The sequence below is a fragment of the Janthinobacterium woesei genome (assembly GCF_051380875.1).
Lineage (GTDB): Bacteria > Pseudomonadota > Gammaproteobacteria > Burkholderiales > Burkholderiaceae_D > Janthinobacterium.
In genome coordinates this window covers 65,526-90,048 of sequence record NZ_JBNYXW010000017.1, presented here as the reverse complement: position 1 = coordinate 90,048, position 24,523 = coordinate 65,526, and the positions used below count along the sequence as shown (strand labels likewise).

Below are 24,523 nucleotides of genomic sequence, written 5' to 3'. Positions count from 1 at the left end.
AATAACCCGGCGCACCCTGGCATGCATCTGCGCACGCCGGCGTATTTTTATGCCGCCTGTAAATATTGCCTTGCAAGTCTTTGATTTTAATAAATTTTAATGGGGAATGCGCGAACGCTATGGCCTTGTTCCGCGAGTTCGTCCATAATCCGCTGATGATGGACGTTCTAATGCTGTTTGTTTTGTTTCGTGCGTTTAGGTCACTCGCCGCCAGCAAAACCGGACGTCGCCCTAATGATAATCAGTGAGGATATCTTGGAAAAAAAACCAAAAATTATTTTGTCGTCACAAGACCTGGAACGACTGGAAGTGTTGTTGTATGCCTTGGGAAACAATCTTTCGCCCGACAAGGCCGCTTTGCTCGATGAGCTGGGCCGCGCCGAGGTGCTGGAACCGCAAGAGATTCCGCCCACCGTCGTGACGATGAATTCCACCGTGCGCTTCACGGTGGAAAACAAGGATGAATTCTGCCTGACGCTCGTGTATCCAAAGGATGTGGAAGGCCAGGCCGACCGCATTTCCGTGCTGGCGCCGGTCGGCAGCGCATTGCTGGGCCTGTCTGTCGGCGACAGCATCGCCTGGCCCATGCCCGGCGGCGTGGTCAAGGTGAAGATCGAAGAAATCGTCTATCAGCCTGAGCGGGCCGGCGAATATCACCGCTAGGCTGGCGGTCATTGAGCAAGGATGGCGGACGGCGCCTGCCGTTCGCCTGCAAGGCCGTGTTTTCGCTAGTTAATATTGCGTTGCACGCGCACCACCAGCCATCCGGCCACGACCGTAAACGTGACGATGATGGCAACGATGATCCAGAAGCCCTGCGGATGCTGGGCCAGCGGTATCCCCCCCACATTCATACCCAGCATGCCGGCGATGATGTTGATCGGCAAGGCCAGCACGGTGACGATGGTCAGCACGAACAGGCTGCGGCTGTTTTCCTCGTTGACCCGCGCGGCGATTTCTTCCTGCAGCAATTTGATGCGCTCCTGCAAGGAAGACATGTCGCTGAGCACGACCGAGAATTCCTCAGTCGACTGGCGCAATTCCAGGCTGTCCAGCTCGGATACCCACGACGGCGGACGCTGCAGCAGGCGGAACAGGGCTGCCGGTTCCGGCGCCAGCAGGCGCTGCAGGCGCACCAGCACGCGCCGCATGGCGCCCAGGTCTTCGCGCTTGGGCACCAGGCGCCCGGCCAGCAAATGGTCTTCGATATCGTCGACACGCGCCACGGCATCGCGCACGATGTTGACCAGCACGTCGGCCTGGTCGCGCAGCAAGTGGACCAGCAGCTCCACCGACGAGCGGATCGGCTCGTGATTCTTGATGACGGCCTGGCGCAGGCGCTCGATCGACTGCAGCGGCGCGCGGCGCGCCGTGATGACCAGGTTTTGCGCCACGCTGGCCCACATGGTGGCAATGTCGGATGCCTCGAACGAAAAATTGTGCACCACATCATTGACCACCGCGATGAGGGTGTTTTCCACCTGTTCGATGCGCGTCGAGCGCGAACCCTGGTGCAGCGTTTCATAGAATTCATCGGCCAGCTGCGTGTGCGTCATCAGCCATTTTTCGCTGGCCGCATGCGACAGGTTGAAGTGCAGCCAGACGAATTCGTGCGCCGGGCGCGCCGCGCCGTCCGCCAGCCAGGCCAGCGCGGCGCCTGAATCGAGCGCCAGCGGCTGCGCATGGCGGCCAAATAGGAAGCCCCAGACCAGGCCAGAGGTGTCAGAGCCATAGGTGAAACCGGCAGTTTCCATCGCCATCGTGAATCTTTCTCGCGCATTATCATTGATCGTCGCGCGATTGTAATACAGCCAGATGACGGGAAAATGACAAGGCCACCGCGAACGGTGGCCTTGGTGGGCAATTATTGCCTAACGTTTCTAGTAGCGGCGCGGATTGTCCGGCCGATGGTCGTCGCGGTTGGGCACGCCGTCATTGTCGCGGTCGCGGTCGTTGCGGTTCGGGACGCCGTCGCGGTCACGGTCGCCGTTCGGGCCGCGTGGCGACCAGCGGCCTTGCTCCATCTGCCAGCGGCCATCGCGCTGGTTCCAGGCGGGCGGCGCGTACGCATAGCCGGGGCGTTCGGTGATCCACAGGCCCGGGGTCCATGCGTAGCGCTGGCTGCGCCATTCCCAGTGGCCGGGCGCCCAGATGTAGCCGTGGCGGGCGCGCGGGATGGCTTCGCGGCGCGGTGGCGGCGGGGCGTTGCGAATGGCGTCGTAGCGCACCGGCTGCACCTGCGCCGCGCTCCAGCCGCCGCGGTCCAGGCGCCAGCGGTTGTTCTCTTGTATCCAGGCGGCGCGGCGGTACTGGTTGCCGTCGCGTTCGCGCAGCCATTCACCACCGGTCCATGCATGGCGCTGGCCGTCCCAGTTCCAGTAGCCTGGGGCCCAGACATAGCCCGAGCGCGGCGCCGGCACGCTTTCAAAGCGTGGCGGGGGCGGGGCGCTGCCGAGGACAATGCTGACGCCGACCTGGCTTTGCGCCATCGATTGCACGGGCAAGAAGGCCGCAGTGCTAATGGCAAGCATGGCTGCTGCGTAAAGTGTGAGGGGTTTCATGTGCGTCTCCATTTCGGTAAGTGCGTGAAATGGACTATAGCGGCTTGCTGGCGGCGTCTTCGCCTTTGATTCAACTTATTACAATTGACACAATGCTGTGTGTCTGTGTATCCGCAGCCGATACAAATGGCGCCCTGGCGCGGGAAAGCTCACTGCGGCAACTCACTGTGCGCCAGGCGGCGTGGGATCAGCATCGGCGGCTCACAGGGTGCTGGCGGTGGCATTGCCCAGCAGCGACTGGCGTTCCTCGATCAGCGAGATTTTCTTTTCCTGCTCCGTCATGCGCTTGGCGCTCACTACCACCACGGGCATGCTGCTGGCCTGCGCCACATTGCCAGCGTGCGTGGCGTGTGGCTGCATGAAACTGACATAGCTGGCACCGCAGGCGAGGGCGACGGCGATGGTGAAGATGGCTTCCAGGTTTTTCAAGGTTTTCATGATCGTTCCTTTCGGGGCGGCGGGTGGGTATGCATGCACTGTAGCCAGGCGCGTGCCGCTGCGCCATGCGCATGCGACCAGCCGTGGTTTTGGCGGCATGGCCTGCAAAAAAGCGGCGCTGAAACGCCCTGGGGCGCGGCTGGCACGCGAGTGCTTGAATTGAGGGCTGATTAGCCCTGTATCCGGGCATATGAATGTAATTGCCGCATGGCATTATTTGATGTTGCGCAATGCCGTGCACACTCGGCGTGCGGCAAGTGCAGCACCGGCCGTCCTGCTAGAATCGGCATGGCGGCCCCGTCGCGTGAATAAATGATCATCAGGAGTCACACATGTTCCAATTGTTTGGTTTTGGCGGCGCCCGCTGTCCCCGTTGCGAGCACAAGAACGGCGCCGCTGCCGGCTATTGCGCCCAGTGCGGCCTGTCGCTGGGCGCGCCCGACAGCGACACGGTGCTGCATGCCAACCAATGGCGCCTGGCCGACGCGCAGCTGGCCCTGTTCTTTGGCGTGCGCGAGCTGTCCTCGCTGTTCGGCAGCGCCGCGCGGCGCCTGCAGGTGCCCGCCGAGTCGCGCGCCTGGATCGTGCAAACGGACGCTTTCACCTTGATACCGGCTGGCGACTACGACGGCGCCGCCTTCTTTGCCCGCCTGCCTGCGCTGCTGCCGGCGCGCCCGGCCGAAGTGCTGATCGCACGCGCCGATGCACTGAGCCTCGCGTTCGACCTGCCCGACCTGGCCAGCACGGAAATGCTCAGCGTCGCCGCTACCGTGCGCGTCGACATCGCGCTGGGCCAGCCCGATGCGTTCGCGCGCCAGTTCATGCGCGCGCCGGGCGCTGTCACGCGCGCCCATTTGCACGCCTTGCTGCTGCCCTCCGTGCGCCAGATCGCGCTGGAATTCGTCGGCAGCCGCGCGCTGCGCGAGATGGACGCGAATGCCGACCTGCGTCCCGAATTGAACGAACGCCTGCAGTCGGCGCTGACGCAGCGCCTGGCGCCCAGCGGCCTGGCCGTGGCGGGCGTGGAAACGCTGAGTTTGCGCCACGACAAACGCGCTGCCGATGGTAGCGATGGCGACGCTGGCGCCAGCATCGGCACGCTGTGGCTGGGCGGCTTGCCGGCGCACGAGCTGGAACAGCGCAGCCTGGAGCGCATGCAACAGCTCGACGGGCTGTATGACGAGGAAGAATGGCAGCGCATCCGGCGTGAAGAAATGGCGGCGCGCCACGCGCACCGGCGCGCCGAGCTGCAGCAGGAGGCGACGGCCGGGAAGGCCGAGCTGGGCCACCAGGAGGCGGAGCGCCTGCAAGCGCTGCGCGGGCGCCAGATCGACCTGTATGGGCGCATCCTGGAGGCGAAATCGCGGCGCCAGGCGCTCGACCATGGTGCCGCGCTGGCGCTGGGCGAGCTGGAACAGGAACTGGTGCAGAAAGGTGCGCAGCACGCCGATGCAGCGGCCAACTGGGAGCACGTGCGCGCGCTGGCCGCCATCAAGATGCGCAGCGAGCTGGAATTGTCGCAGCTGAACGGGCGCGAGCAGATCCAGCTGGCGCAGCAGCGCTTTACGCACCAGGTACATTTGCAGGCCATCGCCCAGCAGATCGACAACGCGCTGCTGATCGACGATGAAGCGGGGCGCCGCGCCCAGCTGGCGCGCCTGCGCCACGCCGAGATGGCTGCGGCGCAGCGCGAAGCGCAGCTCGAAGCGGAACAGCACAAGGCAGCCTGGCAGGGACTCATGCTGGCAAATGCGGCGCGCAAGCGCGAAGCGGAGCGGGTGCAGGAATGGGAAGAGCAAATGCAGCTGGCGCGCCAGCGCGAACTGCTGCGCGCCGAGGCGCACAAGGATGAAGCGGCGCAGGTGCAGGCGGCGGACATCGGGGAAAAGATCACGGCGCTACGCCGTGGCGGCGCGCGCGAGGATGCCATCGCGCAGCAGGAAAAGCTGTTGCGCACCATCGAGGCCGACGGCGTGTATGCGCGCCAGTTGCAGCAGCAAACGCATTTGGCGCAGCTCGACGCGCTGGCCATCGAGGAACAGCGTCAGCAGCTGCGCCAGCTGGAGCAGGAAACCCAGTGGCAGCGCGACTTGCTGGCCATGGCGCAGCAGCGCGAAAGCGATTACGCGCGCTGGAAGGGCGAATACGAAGCCTTGCTGGCGCAGCAGGCGCATGCGGCCGAACTGGCGCGCATCGACATCGACCGCATCGAGAAAATCGGCACCCTGAGCGACACGGGCAAGGTGGCCCTGGCGCAAGGGCCGAATGCGGCCGTGCTGGCGCAGGTGCTGAAAACGCAGCTGCAGGCGGGCATGAGCGCCGAACAGCTGCACGCACTGGCGGCGCTGGCGGCGGCCGAGAACAGCATCGCGCCGCCCGACGCGCTGCGCATGGCGCAAGACAGCGTGGCGCACGAGCGCAGCTACCTGGAAGGCCAGTTTGAGCGCGAACGGCGCCAGCAGCTTGAACTGATCAAGTTGCACAATGAGTTGCAGAATGCGGTGCACAGCCAAGGCCTGGCGGCGCAGGCGCAAGTGGGCGTGGCCGTGGCGCAGGCGCTGCAGCCGGTGGCCGGTGGCGGCATGGCGCTACTGCGCTGCAAGAACGGCCACGCGCTGCGCGCTGGCCATCCGGAAGACAAATTTTGCGTCGCCTGCGGCGTCGCCTTGCAGTCTTGATTGGGAAGCGTTTCACCTTAGATGATGCAAAAAGCACGAGACAAACTGCGTGAACTGCGCGCCCTGCATGACGACGGGCTGCTTAGCGAGCAGGAATTTGAAAGCCGCAAGAACGCCATCCTCGACGCCGAATACGCGCCGCCCGCTGGCATGCCTGCGCCCCCGCCCGTGCGCCAGGGCACGGAGCTGGGCTACATGACGGGGCAGGAAATCGGCCCGCAAAACCGCCGCTACCGGCTCGAACGGCTGATTGGCACGGGCGGCATGGGGCAGGTCTGGCAAGCCACCGACCTGGCCACGCATGCAGAGCTGGGCAGCAGCGAAATGGTGGCCTTGAAGATTCTGCCTCCGCAGCTGACGCAAAGCGCCACGCACGCCAAGCTGCTGATCGAGGAAGCCACCCAGGCGCGCAAACTGGCGCATGAAAACATCGTGCGCGTCTACGAGTGGGCGCAGGACCCGGCCACGGCCAGCTATTTCATCATCATGGAATGCCTCGATGGCGAAGACCTGGAGCACTACCTGGGCCGCCAGGGCGCGCTGGCGCTGTCCACCGTGCAGCAGCTGCTGCATCCAGTGGCCGAGGCCCTGTCGTATGCATGGGAAAAGCACAAGCTGGTGCACCGCGATATCAAGCCGGGCAATGTCTTTTTGACGGCGAAAGGCGACATCAAGCTGCTCGATTACGGCATTGCCTCGCGCGTGCGCAATGCGGGCAGCAGCCTGGCGCTGGAAACGCCGAACGCGGGCACGCACGGCTACCGGGCGCCCGAGGCGGGCACGCACCAGCGCCAGCCCAGCCCGCGCCTGGACGTGTATGCGGTGGCGGTGATGATTTACCAGATGCTCGAAGGGCGCATGCCGTTCGACGATGCGCGCAGCGCCAGCCATTTGCCATCGGCACCGCAGGCGCTCAATGCCGCGCAGTGGCAAGTGCTGCAAAATGGTTTTTCGCTGACGGTTGAATTGCGCCCGCAATCGGTGCAAGCCTTGCTCGAAGCGCTGGAGCGCGCTGCGGGGCCGTCGCCCGAAGAACTGGCCGAACAGGCGCGCCAGGAGCAGGCGCGCGCAGCGCAGCAGCAAAAGCAGGCGGCGCTGGCGGCCGGACAGGCACGCGCAGAAGCGCAGAAGGAAGCGAGTCTGCGCCAGGAAGAACTGGAGCAGCGCCGCAAGGCCGAGATCCAGGCGGCCGCGCTGGAAAAACAGCGGCAGGACAAGCTGCGCCGCGAGCAGGAGGCGCAGCGCCATGTGGAGGCGGAAGAGGCGCGCAAGCTGCGCAAGGAAGCGCTGCGCGGCCAGCTGCGCGCGCGCCGCGAAGCCGACGCGGCCACCGCCCTGCAGGAGCACCAGGAACTGCAGCGCAAGGCCACCGTTGCCAAGGCGGAGGCGGCCTACCGCGCCGAGCAGGAACGGGCGCGCCGCGAAGTGGCCAGCCAGGTGGCCAGCCGCACTGCGCAGCAGCAAGTCCAGCCGGTGCAGCCGATGGTGCCAGCGCCACCATTGCCGCCGGCCGACGCACCAGTAGCCAATGCCGATGGCGTGCTGCGCGACGATTTCCTCGATGGCGCGGGACAGGGACAGGGACGGGGGCCGGAACTGGTGCTTATCCCCAGCGGCCGCTTCCAGATGGGCGCGCACGAAATGGAGCACAAGGCGGCCCTGCAGGCAGGCTCGCAAAAAACCTGGCTGGAGCGCGAGACGCCGCAGCACTGGGTCGGCATCGAGCGCCCGTTTGCCCTGGCGCGCCACCCCGTCAGCGTGGGCGAATGGCGCGCCTTCGTCAAGGCGACGCGATGGGAGGCCTGCGGTGCGGAAACGGACTGGGACAACCCCGGTTTCGTGCAAACTGATTTGCACCCCGTGGTGGGCGTGAGCTGGAACGACGCGCAGCTGTACCTGGCGTGGCTCGGCGAATGCACCGGCCGGCAATACCGCCTGCCCAGCGAAGCGGAATGGGAATACGCCTGCCGCGCCGGCACGCGCACGGCCTTCAATGTGGGCGACACCATCAGCACCGAGCAAGCCAATTACGACGGCCTGTATGTCTACAACGGCGGCCCGCGCGGCGTGTACCGGGGCGGCACCAGCCCCCTGGGCACCTTCGCGCCGAACCCCTGGGGCCTGTTCGACATGCATGGCAATGTGTGGGAATGGGTACAGGACGTGGTGCACGACAATTATGCAGGCGCACCCGTCGACGGCAGCGCGTGGGAGGAGGGCAGCGACAGCAGCCGGCGCATCCTGCGCGGCGGCTCGTGGCTGTACCACCCGCGCTATTTGCGCTCGGCCCTGCGCAATGGCTTTTCTACCGTGTTCTCAAATGACATCGTAGGCTTCCGGGTAGCGCGCACGCTCGATTGATTAGCCGTGAGCGGAAAAATCCCGAGGACATGCTGATGGTCACCGGCATCAAGATGGCGCAGACGGTGGACGCCTTGTTCCGCATCAAGTAATCAGGCGCCCGGGGGAGCGCTCTGCGCAAAGCGGGCAAACGGTGTAAATTGTGGCTTTCCAAACGCTCCAGGGAACGCCATGACCATCACTGCCATCCGCGACCAGTCGCAAGCCATGCGCCACATCGTGCACGTACGCGATCACATCATTTCTGTCGACGCCTCGGTGGCCGAAGGGGGCAGGGACGCCGGCCCGTCGCCGCACGACCTGTATGACGCGGCCCTGTCGGCTTGCAAGGCGCTCACCGTTGTCTGGTACGCCAAACACAAGGGTATCGCGCTCGAACACGTGGAAGTGTCGACCCAGCGCGATGCCAGCGAAGAGCGCAAGGGCGTGTACCGCCTGGCCGCCACCTTGCACCTGACGGGAGATTTGACGGACGAGCAGCGCCAGGAATTGCTGGCTGCGGCTGGAAAATGCCCGCTGCATAAATTGATGACGGCTGTGACAACCGAAGTGACGACGGTGCTGGCATGAGTGCGGCCATCCTGAAAAGCCACGAAAAAGACCTCGGTGGCGGCTTCGTCGTGCGGCGCCTGCTGCCCTCCGCCGTCAAGCAGGCCGTCGGCCCCTTCATTTTCTTTGACCATTTCGGCCCCATCGACGTGGCGCCCGACGCCAACCACGACGTGCGCCCCCATCCGCATATCGGCCTGGCCACCGTCACCTACTTGTTCGAAGGCGCGATCGACCACCGCGACAGCATCGGCTCGAACCAGCGCATTGAACCTGGCGCCATCAACTGGATGACGGCGGGGCGCGGCATCGTGCATTCGGAGCGCACGCCGCACGACTTGGCTGGCCAGCCGCACCGCACGCACGGCTTGCAATTGTGGGCCGCGCTGCCCAAGTCGCACGAAGAGGATGAGCCGGGTTTCACGCACACGCCGCAGGCCGACATTCCCGTCGTGCCGCTCGATGGCGCCGTGGTGAAGGTGTTGATTGGCACGGCCTTTGGCCAGACGTCGCCCGTGCGCACCTACATGCAGACGCTGTACCTGGACGTGGCGCTGCAGGCGGGAAGAACGTTGCGCCTGGATGGCTTGCCGGCGGAAGCGGCGATTTACCCGATCAGCGGTGAAGTGCTGGTCGATGGCGTGGCGCTGGTGCCGCATACCATGGCCTTGCTGGAGGCGGGCGCCGCAGCGGTGGTGACTGCCGGCAGCGCTGCTGCGCAATTCGTCGTCATCGGCGGCGAGCCGCTGGATGGCCACCGCTACCTGTTCTGGAATTTTGTCTCGTCGAGCAAGGAGCGTTTGGCGCAGGCGGCCGACGACTGGAGCGCCCAGCGCATGGGCCAGGTGCCGGGCGAGACGGAATTCATCCCTCTGCCGAAGGCGCCGCTGCGCCCCGCCTGACGCTTCAAAGCGCGTGCAGGGTCAATCCGGCCTTGCGCCAGCGCTGGCGGCCAGCCATGCAGCCGGCGATTGCGGTAGCGGGGCTTCAGCTTGGCGTCAGCCGCCCAGGCGCCAGCGTTCCTGCCACTGTTGCAGATCCGCCCAGAGCGCACGCAGTGTTTCTGCACACCAGTGCAGCAAGCTATCCAGGGCAAGCAGGGTGCGCTGGCGATGGATGCCGTCAAAAAACACATGGTCGGCCACCACGGTGGCGGCCAGCCAGGCGGCAAGGATGACGATGATGTCGTGACGGCCGCTTTTCCACCAGCGCAGCGAGTGGCGGCGGAAAATCCACGGCACGCCCAGCGGATTGGGCCAATCGGCCAGCAGATGCATGATGCCGCCTGCGGCAAAGCCGAACAGGGGTGGCGCCCAGACGTGGTGCGGCAATTGCAGGTACGTGTAGGCGAGCAGGGCGATCCAGGCCAGTCCCCAGTGGGTCCAGGTGCGGTGCGTGATCCACAAGCGGTGCGTGCGCGCCCACCAGGCCACTTCCAGCCAGTCCGGCGCCGTGCCGCCCAGCGCCCCCATGACAAAGGCGAGCATGCTCAGCACTTGATAGGGGCCGCCGGCGCCAGCGTGCGCGACGAGAGCTGCGGCGATCACGCCGGCAGCCCAACCAGTCGCATGATGCGCTTTGTTGGAAGCCATAGAAAATGTAAAACGCCATGCGGGCGCTGTGTGTACGCTTTGTGAAACAATGGGGATATTAACTGGATGAATATACAGTATCAAGGGGCGTAAAGGGAGGCTAATTGCAGAATATCTGTCAATTATTTGTTAAATTTTGTATCGAGGCGGATCTGGAGGTGAGCTCGGCAAGCCGTGCCGGCAGGTCAAGTGTATTGTGCGACTGATAATGTATTCGACGCATGACGCGCTATGCTGTAAACAGTTGTTTGACCAGATGAAGGTGTCGCCATGAAAATTCCGCCTGAATTGCAGATTCCCGCACTCGTTTTCTCACTGGAAGCGGTGTTTATACTCGGCCTGTCGCTGATCTTTCTCGTGCTGGCGCCGCGCTAGCTACTATCTGGGAGGTGTTCTTACGCGGTTTGCAAGGTGCTGTCGCACAGCGCCGCGCCTTCGGTGCGGATGATCCAGCATTCCGGATACGCTTCGCTGGCGAAACGGTTATGCCGCGCGAAACCGCTGAGCTTGTCGAGTGCGGTGGCGGGCGCCAGTGGCGTTTCCTTGCCGCTGGCCGTGTCCACATGCCAGAAACCACCGTGGCGGTGAAACAGCACGGGCAGGAAGGCGGCCTGTGGCGTGGCGGCGTGGGCCGCCAGGGTGGGCTGGGCTTCGGGCAGCAGCAGATAAAAACACTCGGCGCGCTCGCCGTGGTCGATGCGGTGCAAGATCACGCCGTGCGCCAGGATGGCAGTGACGCTGAGCACGACGATGCCCTTGATGCTGGCCGACAGTTCGATGCGCATGCCCAGGCGCAGGGCGACGGGCTTGTGCTTGCCGGGCCAGACACCGTCGAGCAGCAGGCCATAGCGCGATACATCTTCGATTTCAAAGCCTTGCTGGCCGCGCCGGATGATGGCGTGGCGGCCCGACAGGCGGCGCGTCAGGCCATTGTTGTCCTGGCCGTCGGGGCTGAAATGGCTGAGCAGCACATCGGCTTCCGGATCGACCAGCTCAAAACGCCCCAGCAGGCACTCTTCCAGCGCAAACAGGCGGATCTGGCGCTGTTCACCCGCTTCCGGCGCCGCATTCACGAGGCAAGCTGCATGGCTGGGATGCGGATGGCAGTCGCTGGCGGCGGGCAGGTCGACCTCGATCAATTCCTCGTCCCAGGCAATGGTGGTAAAGCCCATGTCGATCTTGCCTTGCGGGGCAGACAAGTCTATGTGGGCAATGCCGGCATTGCGCGCCGTGATGTCGAGATTGCAGCCGTCGCCACCCGTGACGCGGGCAATCGAGGCGTCATCGGCCATCACGCGCACGTTCTTGTGCGTGCTGAGGAAGATCTGGTGGATTTCTGTCAGCGTGGCGTCGCGGCGCGGCACCAGGATGACAAACGTGCACACCCATTTCTGCGCCACGGCGCCATCGGCGTGGCTGTGCACTTCCACCTCGATCTGGTATTGCCCGTGTTCCTTGTTGCGCGAGGAAAACTCGACAAACACAGGCCGCCAGTCGCCGCGCGTGGTACGCACGAAATCATGCTGCACGCCGCCGCGCGGTATCAGGTCCGAGCGCAGGCGCAAGGTCAGCTGTGGCGCGCAGGCAGCAAGCATGCCGCGCAATTCCATTTTCAAGGTTTGCCGCCCGCCCGCCGCGCGGGGATCGAAGCCGCTGATGTGCAGGTGCGCCTGCACGGGCTGGTAAGCCGGGCGGGCAGGGGCCATGCTTGCGGTTGGCGCTGGCATGGCGGCAGCGGGCGCTGCGGGGACGTGTGCCGGCGGCATGCTCGCACGGGCGGCTGCGGCCATGCCCGTAGCCGCCACAGGTGCAATGGCAGCGGCCATGGAAGTCAGCGGCGCAGTACAAGCGTCAGCGTCAGTAGCAGGGGCGTGCGCAGGCGCCGTTGCCGATTGCTCGGAACGGGCGCTGCGCAGTGCGGTCAACAGGTCGTAGCTGCTGGGAGCAATCGTCGCTTGCGGGTGGTTGGCCGCGCAGACGTTTTCCCCAGGCAAGACCCAGAACGTACAGTGCGGGTGCTCCGGGTTGCTGCATTTTTTCATGACATTCTGACTCGAATCGAGCGGGGGCATTTTGCCCTCTGTTATACCTGAGAGCTTACGCGCTTTTGCGCCCCCTTGGCAACCTTCATGGCAAGCGGACGCGCTCTTTTTGCCCGAATTCATGCCACTGGCCACACCCAGCCATACATGTCATGGAAACTATTTTCTGAAGCACATTTTATATCTTTTGAATATGTTATTTTGATATTTCCCTTCAAGAGCGCCGCCGCCAGCCAGCTGGGCAAGATCAGCCGTTAAAGCGTAGCGCCAGCATGGTGATATTGTCACTGTGCAAGCCTTCTGGCGGCTTGGCGAGGAAATCGTCGAACAGCGCAGCAAGGGCTTGCGCCGCTGTCTTGCCCGCACACAGCGCCGGCCAGCGGGCAGTCAGGGCCAGGGGCTGCCCGCACGCCCAGAAACCGTCGCTGGCGAGTAGATAACAGGCGCCGCGCCGCACTTGCAACACCCTGCGGTCGCTCAGGTGGGCCAGGAAGGGCGGCAAGTTGCCTGCATCGAGCGCGCGCAAGGGTTTGTCTAGCTGCAAGGATGTGCCGATGGCATTGCCCAAGATAAATGCCTGCGAGATTTGCGGATGGTGCTCGCCATGCACGCTGGCGCGCCAGCGCGCTTCGTCCAGCGCGCCGCGCATGGCGTACACGGTGGCTGGCACATGGTCGACAGTGAGGATGCTGGCGGCCCCGTCGAACATTTCATACAGGCGCGAATCGCCCACGTGGTACAGCAGTGGTGCCTGTCCGGGCGGCACTTCCAGCAGGGTCAGCGTGGTGCCGGGCGGGCGCGCCTGTGCCGGCGCGTCCTGGGCGAAGCGCGTTTGCAGGCGGGTGTGCAATTGATCGAGCTTGGCCGACAGGCTGGCCGTGTCGTGGCAGGCGGGGATGGCCAGCAAGCCTTGCACGGCCGCTTCGGCCGCTTCGCGTCCATGGCCGTGGCCGCCCATGCCGTCGAGCACGGCGGCGCGCACATGGCCAGGCGGCCAGCCTGCTACCTGGCAATGGAAGGGCTGTTGCTGTGACAGGCAGATGGCATGGCCATGGGCGTCGATCAGCAGGAAATTGTCCTGGTTTTCGCGCCGTGGCAGGGGGCCGGCGCCCACGCTGCTGCCGGCGGCGGCGTCGAGCCAGGGGCCGAAGTCGAGCTCGTCTTTAATTAAATGCATCGGTTGGTGCGGTCCAGGCGGGCATCAATGTTAATCATAAGACACAGCTTAGCCGATATTGTGCGTAGTGCGTGGCCAGCATATTGCTTATCTTATAAAAAAACCTGCGGCAGCAGGCTGGCGCAGGTTTTTTGTGGGGCAGGGCCGTGCTTAACGGCGATGGCCCCAGCCGTGGCCACGATGGCCGCGGTCATCGCGGTCATCGCGGTCATTGTCGTAATAGTCGCGGCGGCCATGGTCGCGGTAATAGCCGCGGCCCGGTTGCACGTAGACGACGGCTGGCGGGCCGTAGTAGCGCGGAGGCGGCGCGTAATACACGGGCTGCGGCGCTGGTGCGTAATACACTGGCTGTGGCGCAGGCTGGTAATACGTTTCGCGGTAGCCGCCGCGATAGCCGCCACGGTCATGATAGCGGTCATTCGTGCTGATGCTGTTGCCGACGGCGGCGCCAAGCACGCCACCGACGATCGCGCCGTTACGGCCGCCAGTGCTGTTGCCAATGGCAGCTCCGACGACGGCGCCTGCAACGGTATTGAAGTCGCGGTCACCGGCGACTGCGGCCGAAGACACAGCCACTGCCGCTACCATTACCGCACCCAGGAGTTTCTTGTTCAACATGGCATTTCCTTCCATTCCGGCGAGATCACAATGATCTGCATGGATTGGACTATATCTGCTGCTTGCGCCTTGTTCCATGTCTAATACAACTTATTACATTCATGCCCGGACCGTAACAACTCAGCGCGAGCGGGCTTGCCACTCGGGCCGCAACAGGCTGTACATTTTGACATCGCGCATGACGCCGTGGATGAAGAAGGCCTGGCGCATCAGCCCCTCCTGGGTAAAGCCGTGCTTTTGCGCGATACGTTCGGACGCCGTGTTGTCCGGATCCATCAGCAACTCCAGCCGGTGGTAGGGGTAGGCATTGAACAGGTAATCGACCAGCAAGCGCGTCGCCTCGCTGGTATAGCCCTGCCCGCCACGCTGCGGGTCGAACAGGCGGTAGCCAATTTCGCGCGAGGCCGGCGTGCGGCTCTTGAAATGCGTGATGGTGCCGATGATGTGCTGCGAGTGATCCTCGATCAGGAACAACTCGCTGTCTTCGGTGACAAAGCCCGATTGCAGGAAGTCGCGCCGCATCGCCTCGGGCGACTTGAATTGCATGGAAAAGAACGCGCCGCGCGAGGGCAGGTCGTTGACCAGCGCGATAAACGTGGTGAGGTCGGCGGCAAGCACATGCCGGACGGTACACAGTGTTCCTTTGAGCATGATGGGTTCCCATGGCGAGCGTAGCTTGCATGATAATCCACGCGGCCCCGCGCAGGTCGGCCGCCATGGCAAAAGTTGCTGCAATGACAGAATAAATACGCTATCGTATTGAGCCGCCGCTTGCCTTTGCCCATGGCCACGGCGCCCCCGCTCTGACTTCGTTGACTGGAACTGATATTTTATGACTACCGTTTTGACTGGCGCGCCACTGCGCCGTTGCGTTTTATCCGTGGCCCTCGCCTGCGTTGGTGACGGCGCCTTTGCCGCCGCGCCAGGCAATGCGCCGCAAGCGCTGGCGCAGGTGCGCGATACCGCGCTGCAAAGCGACTGGGCGTACGCCCGCCTAGCCGACATGACGGACTTGATCGGTCCGCGCCTGTCCGGCTCCCCCGGCGCGGCGGCCGCCGTGCAGCAAGTGGCCGAGACCATGCGCCAGCTGGGCGCCAGGGTCACCCTGCAGCCGGTGAAAGTGCCGCATTGGGTGCGCGGCGTGGAAACGGCGGAAATCGTCGACTACGCGGGCCGTCCTCAGGGAGTCAGCCAGCGCGTGGTGCTGACCGCCCTGGGCGGCTCGGGCGCCACCCAGGCCGCCGGCCTGACGGCGCCCGTCATCATCGTCAAGAGCTTTGAGGAACTCAAGGCCCGCGCGGTGGAAGTGAAGGGCGCCATCGTGCTGATCGACACGCCGTTTGACCAGGAGATGGCCGAGCGTGGCCTGGCCGGCGTCACCTACGGCCAGGGCTCGCGCTTCCGCTTCAACGGGCCTAAGGCAGCGGCCGAACTGGGTGCGGCCGCCGCGCTGGTGCGCTCGATCGGCGGCGCCGATTTCCGCATTCCGCACGCGGGGGCCACGGGACTGGAAGACGGCAAGCGCATTCCGGCTGCCGCCGTCACGGTGGAAGACGCTTTGCTGATCGGCCGCCTGGCCGCGCGCGGCCCGCTGAAAATGCATTTGACCCTGACGCCGCAAAACCTGCCCGACGCCGACAGCTACAACGTGATTGCCGACTGGCCGGGCACGGACAAGGCCGATGAAGTAGTGGTCGTCTCCGGCCACCTCGATTCCTGGGACCTGGCGACGGGCGCGCATGACGATGGCGCCGGCGTGGTGGCGGCCATGGGCGTGGTGGAAACGCTGAAAAAGCTTGATTACCGGCCGCGCCGCACCATCCGTGTGATCGCCTGGATGAACGAGGAAAACGGCGGCCGTGGTGGCCAGGCGTATTTTGAGGCCCACAAGCAGGCGCTGGGCAAGCAGTATGCGGCCATCGAGATGGACAGCGGCGCTGGCCGGCCGTTCGGCATCCTCGCCAGCGTGGGGCCGAAAGCGGAAAAACTGTTCGCGCCCCTGCGCGCCGCGTTGCAGCCCATGGGCGCGCACGCATTCACCCGCCGCGACGCGCTGGGCACGGGCGACTTGCACCGCCTTGAAACGGGCGGCGTGCCCAGTTTCGAGCCGCTGGTCGACAGCCACAGTTATTTCCACTACCACCACACGCCGGCCGACACACTGGACAAGGTCGACCCGGATAACCTGAAGCGCAACGTGGCGCTGATGTCGTCGCTGGCCTGGTTCCTGGCCAATATCGATGGCGAGATCGGACGGGCGCCGGAGCAGGGCGAGTAAAGTCTGGCGCCAGGCGTAGCAGCGGGTCGTACCCTCAGGGGGCGGCCCCGGGCTTTGCCCTTGGGGTAAGAAGGGAAATCAGATCGCGTTCAGCGGTATCTTCAGATAGCGCACGCCGTTTTCTTCCGGCTCGGGCAGCTTGCCCGCATTGATGTTGACCTGGATCGCCGGCAGGATCAGGGTCGGCATGTCCAGCGTGGCGTCGCGGCCCGTGCGCATGGCCACGAACTGCTCTTCCGTGATGCCGTCGCGCAAATGGATGTTGCTGGCGCGCTGTTCGGCCACCGTCACTTCCCAGCGCGGCTCGCGGCCCGTGGGCGGGTAGTCGTGGCACATGAACAAGCGCGTTTGCGGCGGCAGCGACAGCAAGCGCTGCACGGAACGGTACAGCAGCGCGGCCGAGCCGCCGGGAAAATCGCAGCGGGCCGAGCCCACGTCCGGCATGAACAGGGTGTCGCCCACAAACACGGCGTCGCCGATCTGGTAGGCCAGGTCGGCTGGCGTGTGGCCCGGCACGTGCAGGGCGCGTACTTCCAGCTTGCCGATATGAAACACCTGGTCGGGCGCGAACAGCTGGTCGAACTGCGAGCCGTCAGCCTTGGCGCCGTCCTGGTGATACACCTTGGCGAAGGCTTGCTGCACCGTCTGGATGGCCGCACCGATGGCCACGTCGCCACCCAGTTGCTGCTGCAGGTAGGGCGCGGCCGACAGGTGGTCCGCATGCGCGTGGGTTTCCAGCAGCCAGCGGCATTGCAAGCCGTGTTCACGCACGAAGGCGATCACCTTGTCGGCGGACGTGGTCGAAGTGCGGCCCGCCTTCGGATCGTAGTCGAGCACGGAATCGATGATGGCGCAGTCCAGGCCATCGGCTGCGTAGACGACATAGGTGACGGTGGCGGTGGTCGGGTCGAAGAAGGCTTGGATTTGAGGAGTCATCACGGCGGCAAGGTGCGGAGAGGGAGCGCCATTATATCGTCACAGTTCGCTAAAAAAATGCTGTGAATTAGCTTTTGTCATGCAAAAAACAGATAAGGGATCGGGCTTGCACGCTATACAGCCGTGCGCACCCTGCGCCTTGCTGCGTGGTAATCTCATTCCTACAAGGAGGAATTCATGAACGATACCACTGCACGCAGCGAGCAATACCGCGGTTTTACGATTTCCGTGACCCCGCAAAAAGACAATGGCGACTTGTGGGACTTTAGCTACCGCCTGCAGCGCGAAGGTGAATCCGAGGCGCAGGCCATCACGCGCAGCCGCACCCTGGGTGGCTACCAGGCCCCCGAGACGGCATGCCTGGCCGGGCTGGAAGTGGCCAAGACGGAAGTGGATAACTTGCTGCGCCCTTGAGCCAGCGTAAATCGTTTAGCCAGAAGTTTGGCCTGATCGCGGCGCGGCGCGTGAACATGGCGCGTGAAACATATCGCCGCCGGCTGCGCTTCATGCTACGATTTACAATATTGAGTCAGTTCATATGGAGGCACCCATGGATAGCAGTTCTAAAATTCACTATAAAGGCTGGGAAATCGTTCCCTTGGTCGTGCCCACCACCGATGGCAAATGGTCAGCCAGCTGCGACATCGAACGCGCCACCGAGGAAGGACTGGAAGTCTTCGAAGGCTCGACCATGCAGTTCGTGCGCGACGACGAGGACGGCGCCATTGCCGCAGCCTGCGAAGAAGCGGTGCGCCAGATCGACAACATCATCGCCAATCCGCTGGTGCGGCTGGCCTAGTTTCCTGTCTTGTTTTTCACGCTTGCAGCCGGCCTTCGCCGGCTGTTTTTCTTTGCGCGCCCTGCTGCATCGTGCAATCCTGTGCGTATTGCATGTTTCAATAATGTTTCATGTGAAATAATGAAGCAAAAATGAAACATCTCAAGCATCCAGTGTGACAGCGCATGTTGCCATGCGTGACAGCCACGTAACGCCCGCCTGCGGCTGTTTCCCTGCGTTTTTACTCTGCCGCGTGGCGTTTTCCGCAACGCCGCATCGCCCTGGCACGGCATTTGCAATACTGATCCTCATAGCAAGTCCATGAAACATTCGGGACGACCCGATACCCCATAAGGTGCATACATGACTCAATACTCCGCAGGTGCCGCATTTCGCAAGGCCGTCCAGGAAGAATCCCCGCTGCAAGTCGTCGGCGCCATCAACGCCAACCACGCCTTGCTGGCCAAGCGCGCTGGCTACAAGGCCATTTATCTGTCCGGCGGCGGCGTCGCGGCCGGCTCCCTGGGCTTGCCCGACCTGGGCATTTCCAGCCTGGACGACGTATTGACCGATATCCGCCGCATCACCGATGTGTGCGACCTGCCGCTGCTGGTCGACGCCGACACGGGCTTCGGTTCATCCGCCTTCAACGTGGCGCGCACCGTCAAATCGATGATCAAGTTCGGCGCCGCCGGCCTGCACATCGAAGACCAGGTAGGCGCCAAGCGCTGTGGCCACCGTCCGGGCAAGGAAATTGTCAGCAAGGAAGAAATGGTCGACCGCATCAAGGCGGCCGTCGATGCGCGCACGGACCCGAACTTCGTCATCATGGCGCGCACCGATGCGCTGGCCGTCGATGGCCTGGAAGCTGCGCTTGAGCGCGCCGTCGCCTGCGTCGAAGCGGGCGCCGACATGATCTTCCCGGAAGCGATCACGGACCTGGACATGTACGCCACTTTCGCCAAGGCCGTCAACGTGCCTATCCTGGCCAACATCACGGAATTTGGCGCTACGCCGCTGTTCACCCTGGACGAACTGCGCAGCGCCCACGTGGGCCTGGCGCTGTATCCTTTGTCTGCTTTCCGCGCCATGAACAAGGCGGCCGAAAACGTCTACAAGGCGCTGCGCCGCGACGGCACGCAAAAGAATGTCGTCGACACCATGCAGACGCGCATGGAGCTGTATGAATCGATCAATTACCACGATTTCGAGCAAAAGCTCGATGCACTGTTCGCCGCGCAAAAGAAATAAAAACACCTGACCAAACCTACTGCGCGTCGCGATTTGCGGCCTGCGATGCTCGCTGTGCTCCAGCACAGCTGCGCTTCTTAGCCACAACTCACTGCCGCTCGCTACGGTTTTGTCAGGCGTTATAAATTACTATTATATTTTGGAGAAACCAATGAACGCACCGCAAGCCGCCCCCTTCAAGCCTAAAAAATCCGTCGCCCTGTCCGGCGTCACTGCCGGCAACACGGCGCTGTGCTCGGTCGGCAAGACCGGCAACGATTTGCACTACCGCGGCTACGACATCCTGGACGTGGCCGACAGCTGCGAATTCGAGGAAATCGCCTACCTGCTGGTGCACGGCAAGCTGCCGACGTCCGCCGAACTGAAAGGCTACAAGGCCAGGCTGAAGTCCTTGCGCGGCTTGCCTTCAAGCGTGAAAGCGGCGCTGGAAGCGCTGCCCGCCGCCGCCCACCCGATGGACGTGATGCGCACGGGCGTGTCGGTCCTGGGCTGCGCCTTGCCAGAAAAGGACGACCATAACGCGCCGGGCGCGCGCGACATCGCCGACCGTTTGATGGCCTCGTTCGGCTCCATGCTGCTGTACTGGTACCACTACAGCCATAACGGCAAGCGCATCGAAGTGGAAACGGACGACGACTCGATCGGCGGCCACTTCCTGCACTTGCTGCATGGCGAAAAACCCTCGGCGTCGTGGGAAAAAGCCATGCACACCTCCTTGATCCTGTACGCGGAACACGAATTTAATGCCTCCACCTTCACCAGCCGCGTCATCGCCGGCACGGGTTCGGACATCCATTCGGCCATCACGGGCGCCATTGGCGCGCTGCGCGGCCCGAAACACGGCGGCGCGAATGAAGTGGCGCTGGATATTCAAAAGCGCTACGACAACGCCGACGAAGCGGAAGCGGACATCCGCGAGCGCGTATCGAACAAGGAAGTGGTGATCGGCTTCGGCCACCCCGTCTACACGATTTCCGACCCGCGCAATAAAGTCATCAAGGAAGTGGCGCGTTCGCTGTCCCAGGAAGCCGGTTCCACGAAAATGTTCGACATCGCCGAGCGCCTGGAAACGGTCATGTGGGAAATCAAGAACATGTTCCCTAACCTGGACTGGTTTTCGGCCGTGTCGTACCACATGATGGGCGTGCCGACGGCGATGTTTACGCCGCTGTTCGTCATTTCGCGCACTTCGGGCTGGGCCGCCCACATCATCGAGCAGCGCATCGACAACAAGATCATCCGCCCAAGCGCCAACTATGTCGGCCCGGAAGACCTGGAATTCGTGCCGATCAAGGACCGCAAATAATGAGTGCCAACATGATGAACACCCTGTACCGCAAACCCTTGCCGGGAACCGGGCTGGACTACTTCGACACGCGCGCCGCCGTCGATGCCATCGCGCCAGGCGCCTACGCCAGCTTGCCCTACACCTCGCGCGTGCTGGCCGAAAACCTGGTGCGCCGCTGCGACCCGGCCACCCTGAACGCTTCGCTGAGCCAGTTTATTGAACGGCGCCGCGATCTCGATTTCCCATGGTTCCCCGCGCGCGTCGTCTGCCATGACATCCTGGGCCAGACGGCCCTGGTCGACCTGGCCGGCTTGCGCGACGCCATCGCGGCCCAGGGCGGCGACCCGGCGCTGGTCAACCCCGTCGTGCCGACGCAACTGGTGGTCGACCATTCGCTGGCCGTCGAATGCGGCGGCTTCGACCCCGATGCCTTTGCCAAGAACCGCGCCATCGAAGACCGCCGCAATGAAGACCGTTTCGACTTCATCGACTGGACCAAGAAGGCCTTCAAGAACGTCGATGTGATTCCGCCAGGCAACGGCATCTTGCACCAGATCAATCTGGAGCGCATGTCGCCGGTGATCCAGGTGCAAGATGGTGTCGCCTATCCTGATACCCTGGTGGGCACGGATTCGCACACGCCGATGGTCGATGCACTGGGCGTGCTCGCCATCGGCGTGGGCGGGCTGGAAGCGGAAAGCGTGATGCTGGGGCGCGCCTCGTGGATGCGGCTGCCCGACATCATCGGCGTCCAGCTGACGGGCAAACCGCAGCCGGGCATCACGGCCACCGACACGGTGCTGGCGCTGACGGAATTCTTGCGCAAGCAGAAGGTCGTCTCGTCGTACCTGGAATTTTTCGGTGTAGGCGCCTCGCACCTGACGCTGGGCGACCGCGCCACGATTTCCAACATGGCGCCCGAATTTGGCGCCACGGCGGCCATGTTCTACATCGACGCGCAAACCATCAAGTATCTGAAATTGACGGGCCGCGACGATGAACTGGTCAAACTGGTGGAACTGTATGCGAAAGAGACGGGTTTGTGGGCCGACAGCCTGGTGGACGCGCAATACGAGCGCGTGCTGACGTTCGACCTGTCGTCCGTGGTGCGCAATATCGCCGGACCGTCGAACCCGCACAACCGCGTGCCGACCTCCGAACTGGCTGCGCGCGGCATTTCCGGCGTGGTGGAAAACGAACCGGGCAAGATGCCGGACGGCGCCGTCATCATCGCCGCCATTACCAGCTGCACCAATACGAACAACCCGCGCAACATGATCGCCGCCGGTTTGATCGCGCGCAATGCGAACCGCCTCGGTTTGACGCGTAAGCCTTGGGTGAAATCGTCGCTGGCGCCCGGCTCGAAAACCGTGGAACTATATCTGCAGGAAGCGGGACTGATGCCGGAACTGGAACAATTGGGCTTTGGCGTAGTCGGTTTTGCCTGCACCTCGTGCAACGGCATGTCGGGCGCGCTCGACCCTGTCATCCAGGACGAAGTGGTGTCGCGCGACCTGTACGCCACGGCAGTCTTGTCGGGCAACCGCAACTTCGACGGCCGCATCCACCCGTACGCGAAACAGGCTTTCCTCGCCTCGCCGCCGCTGGTGGTGGCCTATGCGATCGCCGGCACCATCCGCTTCGATATCGAGAAGGACGTGCTGGGGTTGGACGCGGACGGCAAGCCGATTTTGCTGAAGGATATCTGGCCGTCGGACGAGGAAATCGACGCCATCGTCGCTTCCAGCGTCAAGCCGGAGCAGTTCCGCAAGGTGTATATCCCGATGTTCGCCGCGCAGGTCGACGATGGCCAGAAGGTCAGCCCCCTGTACGACTGGCGTCCGCAGACGACGTATATCCGCCGCCCGCCCTACTGGGAAGGCGCGCTCGCTGGCGCACGCCCATTGAAAGGCATGCGTCCGCTGGCGGTCCTGGGCGATAACATCACGACCGACCATCTGTCGCCATCGAACGCCATCATGCTTGACAGCGCAGCTGGCGAATACCTGGCGAAAATGGGCTTGCCGGAGGAAGACTTCAATTCCTACGCCACGCACCGGGGCGACCATTTGACGGCGCAGCGCGCCACGTTTGCCAACCCGACCCTGAAAAACGAGATGGTCATCGAAGACGGTAAAGTCAAGGCGGGTTCGCTCACGCGCATCGAGCCAGAAGGCACGATTTCGCGCATGTGGGAAGCCATCGAGACGTACATGGAGCGCAAGCAGCCCTTGATCATCATCGCCGGCGCCGACTACGGCCAGGGTTCCTCGCGCGACTGGGCCGCCAAGGGCGTGCGCTTGGCTGGCGTGGAAGCCATCGTGGCCGAAGGCTTCGAGCGCATCCACCGCACCAACCTGGTGGGCATGGGCGTCTTGCCGCTGGAATTCCTGTCTGGCGTGAACCGCAAGACTTTGGGCCTGGACGGCAGCGAAACCTATGACGTCACGGGCCAGCGCACGCCGCGCTCCACCCTGACCCTGCTTATCCACCGCAAGAACGGCGAAACGCTCGAAGTGCCCGTCACCTGCCGCCTCGACACGGCGGAAGAAGTGTCGATCTACGAGGCGGGCGGCGTCTTGCAGCGCTTCGCGCAAGATTTCCTCGAGTCGGCCAAGGCAGCGTAAGTGTAGTTGTAGTTGGCAAGGGGGCATACCCTACGGGTCCGCCCCCAGCCTTTGCCGTTGGGGTAGTTTTTTCTCCCCTGCGCCAGATGTAAAAGACTCTCTCCGGAATACTCAATGAACCACGTACCCCAAATCAAGATCCCCGCCACCTACATGCGCGGCGGCACCAGCAAGGGCGTGTTTTTCCGCCTGCAGGATTTACCCGCCAGCGCGCAGGTGCCTGGCGCCGCACGCGACGCCTTGCTGCTGCGCGTGATCGGCAGCCCCGACCCATACGGCAAGCAGATCGACGGCATGGGCGGCGCCACCTCCAGCACCAGCAAGACGGTGATCCTGGCGAAAAGTGCCAGGCCGGAGCTTGACGTCGACTACCTGTTTGGCCAGGTTTCCATCGACAAGCCGTTCGTTGACTGGAGCGGCAATTGCGGCAACCTGTCGGCCGCCGTCGGCTCGTTTGCGATTGCCAGCGGCCTGCTGGACGCAGCGCGCGTGCCGCGCAATGGCGTGGCCACGGTGCGCATCTGGCAAGCCAATATCGGCAAGACCATCATCGCCCATGTCCCCGTGAGCAATGGCGAAGTACAGGAGACGGGCGACTTCGAGCTCGATGGCGTGACTTTCCCGGCCGCCGAAGTGAAACTGGAATTTCTCGACCCGGCGGCGGAAGAAGAAGGGGGCGGTGGCGCCATGTTCCCCACGGGCAATCTGGTCGATCAGCTGGAAGTACCCGGCATCGGCTCCTTGACCGTCACCCTGATCAACGCCGGCATCCCGACCATCTTTGTCGACGCCGAGGCTATCGGCTATACGGGCACGGAGCTGCAGGAGGCGATCAATGGCGACGCGCAAGCGCTGGCCCGCTTCGAGGCCATCCGCGCGCATGGCGCCTTGCGCATGGGCCTCATCGCGCACCTCGATGAAGCGGCTACGCGCCAGCACACGCCGAAAGTGGCGTTTGTCGCCAAGCCGGCCAGCTATGTCTCGTCCAGCGGCAAGCGGGTAGAAGCGGGCGATATCGACTTGCTGGTGCGCGCCATGTCGATGGGCAAGCTGCACCACGCCATGATGGGCACGGCGGCCGTGGCCATCGGCACGGCGGCAGCCATTCCCGGCACGCTGGTGAATCTGGCGGCGGGCGGCGGCGCGCAAGGACGTGGAAAAAGCAGCGTGCGTTTCGGCCACCCGTCCGGCACGCTGATGGTGGGCGCGGAGGCGGCGCTGGTCGATGGCGCATGGAGCGTCACCAAGGCCATCATGAGCCGCAGCGCGCGCGTGCTGATGGAAGGTTCTGTGCGCGTACCAGGGGACGCATTCTGAGCATGACGTAAGAAAATTAAGCAAATGGCCGG

Annotated in this window: 22 protein-coding genes; 13 read left to right on the top strand and 9 right to left on the bottom strand. The window is 63.7% G+C overall.

The features are described 5' to 3' along the window. The first annotated feature begins 255 nt into the window (after window positions 1-255). The gene (gene rnk / locus ACQ4W6_RS19870) at window positions 256-663 is read left to right on the top strand and encodes a nucleoside diphosphate kinase regulator (RefSeq protein WP_436568901.1); all 408 of its coding nucleotides are present in this window, start codon (window positions 256-258) and stop codon (window positions 661-663) included. A 65-nt stretch (window positions 664-728) separates the two neighbouring features. Here the strand turns inward: rnk and ACQ4W6_RS19865 are convergent, their stop codons facing one another. The 3 genes from ACQ4W6_RS19865 to ACQ4W6_RS19855 all read right to left on the bottom strand — a co-directional run bounded on the left by ACQ4W6_RS19865 (window position 729) and on the right by ACQ4W6_RS19855 (window position 2,999). Further along, entirely contained in the window at window positions 729-1,760 is a 1,032-nt protein-coding gene (locus tag ACQ4W6_RS19865; protein ID WP_436568900.1) for a transporter, read from the bottom strand. Between the two features lie 120 nt (window positions 1,761-1,880). Continuing rightward, on the bottom strand, window positions 1,881-2,561 hold the full coding sequence (locus ACQ4W6_RS19860) for a YXWGXW repeat-containing protein (protein WP_436568899.1): 681 nt from the start codon (window positions 2,559-2,561) through the stop codon (window positions 1,881-1,883). 201 nt (window positions 2,562-2,762) lie between these two features. After that, window positions 2,763-2,999, bottom strand: a complete 237-nt coding sequence (locus ACQ4W6_RS19855) for a hypothetical protein (RefSeq protein ID WP_436568898.1) — start codon at window positions 2,997-2,999, stop codon at window positions 2,763-2,765. 332 nt (window positions 3,000-3,331) lie between these two features. On the opposite strand from ACQ4W6_RS19855, the gene ACQ4W6_RS19850 reads away from it, so the two are divergent. The 4 genes from ACQ4W6_RS19850 to ACQ4W6_RS19835 all read left to right on the top strand — a co-directional run bounded on the left by ACQ4W6_RS19850 (window position 3,332) and on the right by ACQ4W6_RS19835 (window position 9,489). Further along, entirely contained in the window at window positions 3,332-5,677 is a 2,346-nt protein-coding gene (locus ACQ4W6_RS19850; protein ID WP_436568897.1) for a coiled-coil domain-containing protein, read from the top strand. 21 nt (window positions 5,678-5,698) lie between these two features. After that, window positions 5,699-8,038, top strand: a complete 2,340-nt coding sequence (locus ACQ4W6_RS19845; protein ID WP_436568896.1) for a bifunctional serine/threonine-protein kinase/formylglycine-generating enzyme family protein — start codon at window positions 5,699-5,701, stop codon at window positions 8,036-8,038. A gap of 171 nt (window positions 8,039-8,209) precedes the next feature. Next, complete coding sequence (locus ACQ4W6_RS19840) at window positions 8,210-8,608, top strand: OsmC family protein (RefSeq protein WP_436568895.1); 399 nt, start codon at window positions 8,210-8,212, stop codon at window positions 8,606-8,608. After that, window positions 8,605-9,489, top strand: coding sequence for a pirin family protein (locus tag ACQ4W6_RS19835; protein ID WP_436568894.1), 885 nt, complete (start codon window positions 8,605-8,607; stop codon window positions 9,487-9,489). Before ACQ4W6_RS19840 ends, ACQ4W6_RS19835 begins: the two co-directional genes overlap by 4 nt. 96 nt (window positions 9,490-9,585) lie before the next feature. On the opposite strand, the gene ACQ4W6_RS19830 is transcribed toward ACQ4W6_RS19835, so the two are convergent. Continuing rightward, on the bottom strand, window positions 9,586-10,179 hold the full coding sequence (locus ACQ4W6_RS19830; RefSeq protein ID WP_436568893.1) for a metal-dependent hydrolase: 594 nt from the start codon (window positions 10,177-10,179) through the stop codon (window positions 9,586-9,588). Between the two features lie 395 nt (window positions 10,180-10,574). Then, window positions 10,575-12,221 carry an FHA domain-containing protein gene (locus ACQ4W6_RS19825; RefSeq protein WP_436568892.1) on the bottom strand — a complete coding sequence of 549 codons (1,647 nt, stop codon included), beginning with the start codon at window positions 12,219-12,221 and terminating at the stop codon, window positions 10,575-10,577. Between the two features lie 75 nt (window positions 12,222-12,296). On the opposite strand from ACQ4W6_RS19825, the gene ACQ4W6_RS19820 reads away from it, so the two are divergent. Continuing rightward, window positions 12,297-12,479: a hypothetical protein gene (locus ACQ4W6_RS19820; protein ID WP_436568891.1), complete on the top strand. Its 183-nt coding sequence runs from the start codon at window positions 12,297-12,299 to the stop codon at window positions 12,477-12,479. On the opposite strand, the gene ACQ4W6_RS19815 is transcribed toward ACQ4W6_RS19820, so the two are convergent. The 3 genes from ACQ4W6_RS19815 to ACQ4W6_RS19805 all read right to left on the bottom strand — a co-directional run bounded on the left by ACQ4W6_RS19815 (window position 12,469) and on the right by ACQ4W6_RS19805 (window position 14,667). Next, entirely contained in the window at window positions 12,469-13,398 is a 930-nt protein-coding gene (locus ACQ4W6_RS19815; RefSeq protein WP_436568890.1) for a PP2C family protein-serine/threonine phosphatase, read from the bottom strand. The two genes, ACQ4W6_RS19820 and ACQ4W6_RS19815, sit on opposite strands and share 11 nt — an antisense overlap. A 150-nt stretch (window positions 13,399-13,548) precedes the next feature. Beyond that, window positions 13,549-14,016 (bottom strand): glycine zipper 2TM domain-containing protein, encoded by a 468-nt coding sequence (locus ACQ4W6_RS19810; protein ID WP_436568889.1) that lies wholly within the window; start codon window positions 14,014-14,016, stop codon window positions 13,549-13,551. Window positions 14,017-14,136: 120 nt separating this feature from the next. After that, complete coding sequence (locus tag ACQ4W6_RS19805) at window positions 14,137-14,667, bottom strand: GNAT family N-acetyltransferase (protein WP_436568888.1); 531 nt, start codon at window positions 14,665-14,667, stop codon at window positions 14,137-14,139. 181 nt (window positions 14,668-14,848) lie between these two features. Here ACQ4W6_RS19805 and ACQ4W6_RS19800 point away from each other — a divergent pair, with 181 nt between their 5' ends. After that, entirely contained in the window at window positions 14,849-16,294 is a 1,446-nt protein-coding gene (locus tag ACQ4W6_RS19800) for a M20/M25/M40 family metallo-hydrolase (protein ID WP_436568887.1), read from the top strand. A gap of 78 nt (window positions 16,295-16,372) precedes the next feature. On the opposite strand, the gene ACQ4W6_RS19795 is transcribed toward ACQ4W6_RS19800, so the two are convergent. Beyond that, on the bottom strand, window positions 16,373-17,230 hold the full coding sequence (locus ACQ4W6_RS19795) for an MBL fold metallo-hydrolase (RefSeq protein ID WP_436568886.1): 858 nt from the start codon (window positions 17,228-17,230) through the stop codon (window positions 16,373-16,375). Window positions 17,231-17,407: 177 nt separating this feature from the next. On the opposite strand from ACQ4W6_RS19795, the gene ACQ4W6_RS19790 reads away from it, so the two are divergent. From ACQ4W6_RS19790 to prpF, 6 genes are all read left to right on the top strand, one after another. Next, complete coding sequence (locus tag ACQ4W6_RS19790) at window positions 17,408-17,644, top strand: hypothetical protein (RefSeq protein WP_436568885.1); 237 nt, start codon at window positions 17,408-17,410, stop codon at window positions 17,642-17,644. Window positions 17,645-17,780: 136 nt separating this feature from the next. Continuing rightward, on the top strand, window positions 17,781-18,029 hold the full coding sequence (locus ACQ4W6_RS19785; protein ID WP_436568884.1) for a hypothetical protein: 249 nt from the start codon (window positions 17,781-17,783) through the stop codon (window positions 18,027-18,029). Between the two features lie 342 nt (window positions 18,030-18,371). Next, window positions 18,372-19,259, top strand: coding sequence for a methylisocitrate lyase (gene prpB, locus ACQ4W6_RS19780; RefSeq protein WP_436568883.1), 888 nt, complete (start codon window positions 18,372-18,374; stop codon window positions 19,257-19,259). 151 nt (window positions 19,260-19,410) lie between these two features. Beyond that, complete coding sequence (gene prpC, locus ACQ4W6_RS19775) at window positions 19,411-20,565, top strand: bifunctional 2-methylcitrate synthase/citrate synthase (protein ID WP_436568882.1); 1,155 nt, start codon at window positions 19,411-19,413, stop codon at window positions 20,563-20,565. A gap of 14 nt (window positions 20,566-20,579) precedes the next feature. Further along, window positions 20,580-23,174, top strand: coding sequence for a Fe/S-dependent 2-methylisocitrate dehydratase AcnD (gene acnD / locus ACQ4W6_RS19770; protein WP_436568948.1), 2,595 nt, complete (start codon window positions 20,580-20,582; stop codon window positions 23,172-23,174). A 114-nt stretch (window positions 23,175-23,288) separates the two neighbouring features. Further along, entirely contained in the window at window positions 23,289-24,491 is a 1,203-nt protein-coding gene (gene prpF, locus ACQ4W6_RS19765; protein WP_436568881.1) for a 2-methylaconitate cis-trans isomerase PrpF, read from the top strand. Window positions 24,492-24,523: the final 32 nt, after the last annotated feature.

Coding starts and splice junctions, on each gene's coding strand:
- ACQ4W6_RS19835 (WP_436568894.1), top strand. CDS start 8,605: ATGAGTGCGGCCATCCTGAAAAGCCACGAAAAAGACCTCGGTGGCGGC.
- ACQ4W6_RS19785 (WP_436568884.1), top strand. CDS start 17,781: ATGGATAGCAGTTCTAAAATTCACTATAAAGGCTGGGAAATCGTTCCC.
- ACQ4W6_RS19810 (WP_436568889.1), bottom strand. CDS start 14,016: ATGTTGAACAAGAAACTCCTGGGTGCGGTAATGGTAGCGGCAGTGGCT.
- ACQ4W6_RS19805 (WP_436568888.1), bottom strand. CDS start 14,667: ATGCTCAAAGGAACACTGTGTACCGTCCGGCATGTGCTTGCCGCCGAC.
- ACQ4W6_RS19840 (WP_436568895.1), top strand. CDS start 8,210: ATGACCATCACTGCCATCCGCGACCAGTCGCAAGCCATGCGCCACATC.
- ACQ4W6_RS19815 (WP_436568890.1), bottom strand. CDS start 13,398: ATGCATTTAATTAAAGACGAGCTCGACTTCGGCCCCTGGCTCGACGCC.
- ACQ4W6_RS19865 (WP_436568900.1), bottom strand. CDS start 1,760: ATGGCGATGGAAACTGCCGGTTTCACCTATGGCTCTGACACCTCTGGC.
- ACQ4W6_RS19825 (WP_436568892.1), bottom strand. CDS start 12,221: ATGAAAAAATGCAGCAACCCGGAGCACCCGCACTGTACGTTCTGGGTC.
- ACQ4W6_RS19800 (WP_436568887.1), top strand. CDS start 14,849: ATGACTACCGTTTTGACTGGCGCGCCACTGCGCCGTTGCGTTTTATCC.
- ACQ4W6_RS19860 (WP_436568899.1), bottom strand. CDS start 2,561: ATGAAACCCCTCACACTTTACGCAGCAGCCATGCTTGCCATTAGCACT.
- ACQ4W6_RS19790 (WP_436568885.1), top strand. CDS start 17,408: ATGAACGATACCACTGCACGCAGCGAGCAATACCGCGGTTTTACGATT.
- ACQ4W6_RS19850 (WP_436568897.1), top strand. CDS start 3,332: ATGTTCCAATTGTTTGGTTTTGGCGGCGCCCGCTGTCCCCGTTGCGAG.
- prpC (WP_436568882.1), top strand. CDS start 19,411: ATGAACGCACCGCAAGCCGCCCCCTTCAAGCCTAAAAAATCCGTCGCC.
- ACQ4W6_RS19795 (WP_436568886.1), bottom strand. CDS start 17,230: ATGACTCCTCAAATCCAAGCCTTCTTCGACCCGACCACCGCCACCGTC.
- ACQ4W6_RS19830 (WP_436568893.1), bottom strand. CDS start 10,179: ATGGCTTCCAACAAAGCGCATCATGCGACTGGTTGGGCTGCCGGCGTG.
- prpB (WP_436568883.1), top strand. CDS start 18,372: ATGACTCAATACTCCGCAGGTGCCGCATTTCGCAAGGCCGTCCAGGAA.
- prpF (WP_436568881.1), top strand. CDS start 23,289: ATGAACCACGTACCCCAAATCAAGATCCCCGCCACCTACATGCGCGGC.
- ACQ4W6_RS19855 (WP_436568898.1), bottom strand. CDS start 2,999: ATGAAAACCTTGAAAAACCTGGAAGCCATCTTCACCATCGCCGTCGCC.
- acnD (WP_436568948.1), top strand. CDS start 20,580: ATGAACACCCTGTACCGCAAACCCTTGCCGGGAACCGGGCTGGACTAC.
- ACQ4W6_RS19845 (WP_436568896.1), top strand. CDS start 5,699: ATGATGCAAAAAGCACGAGACAAACTGCGTGAACTGCGCGCCCTGCAT.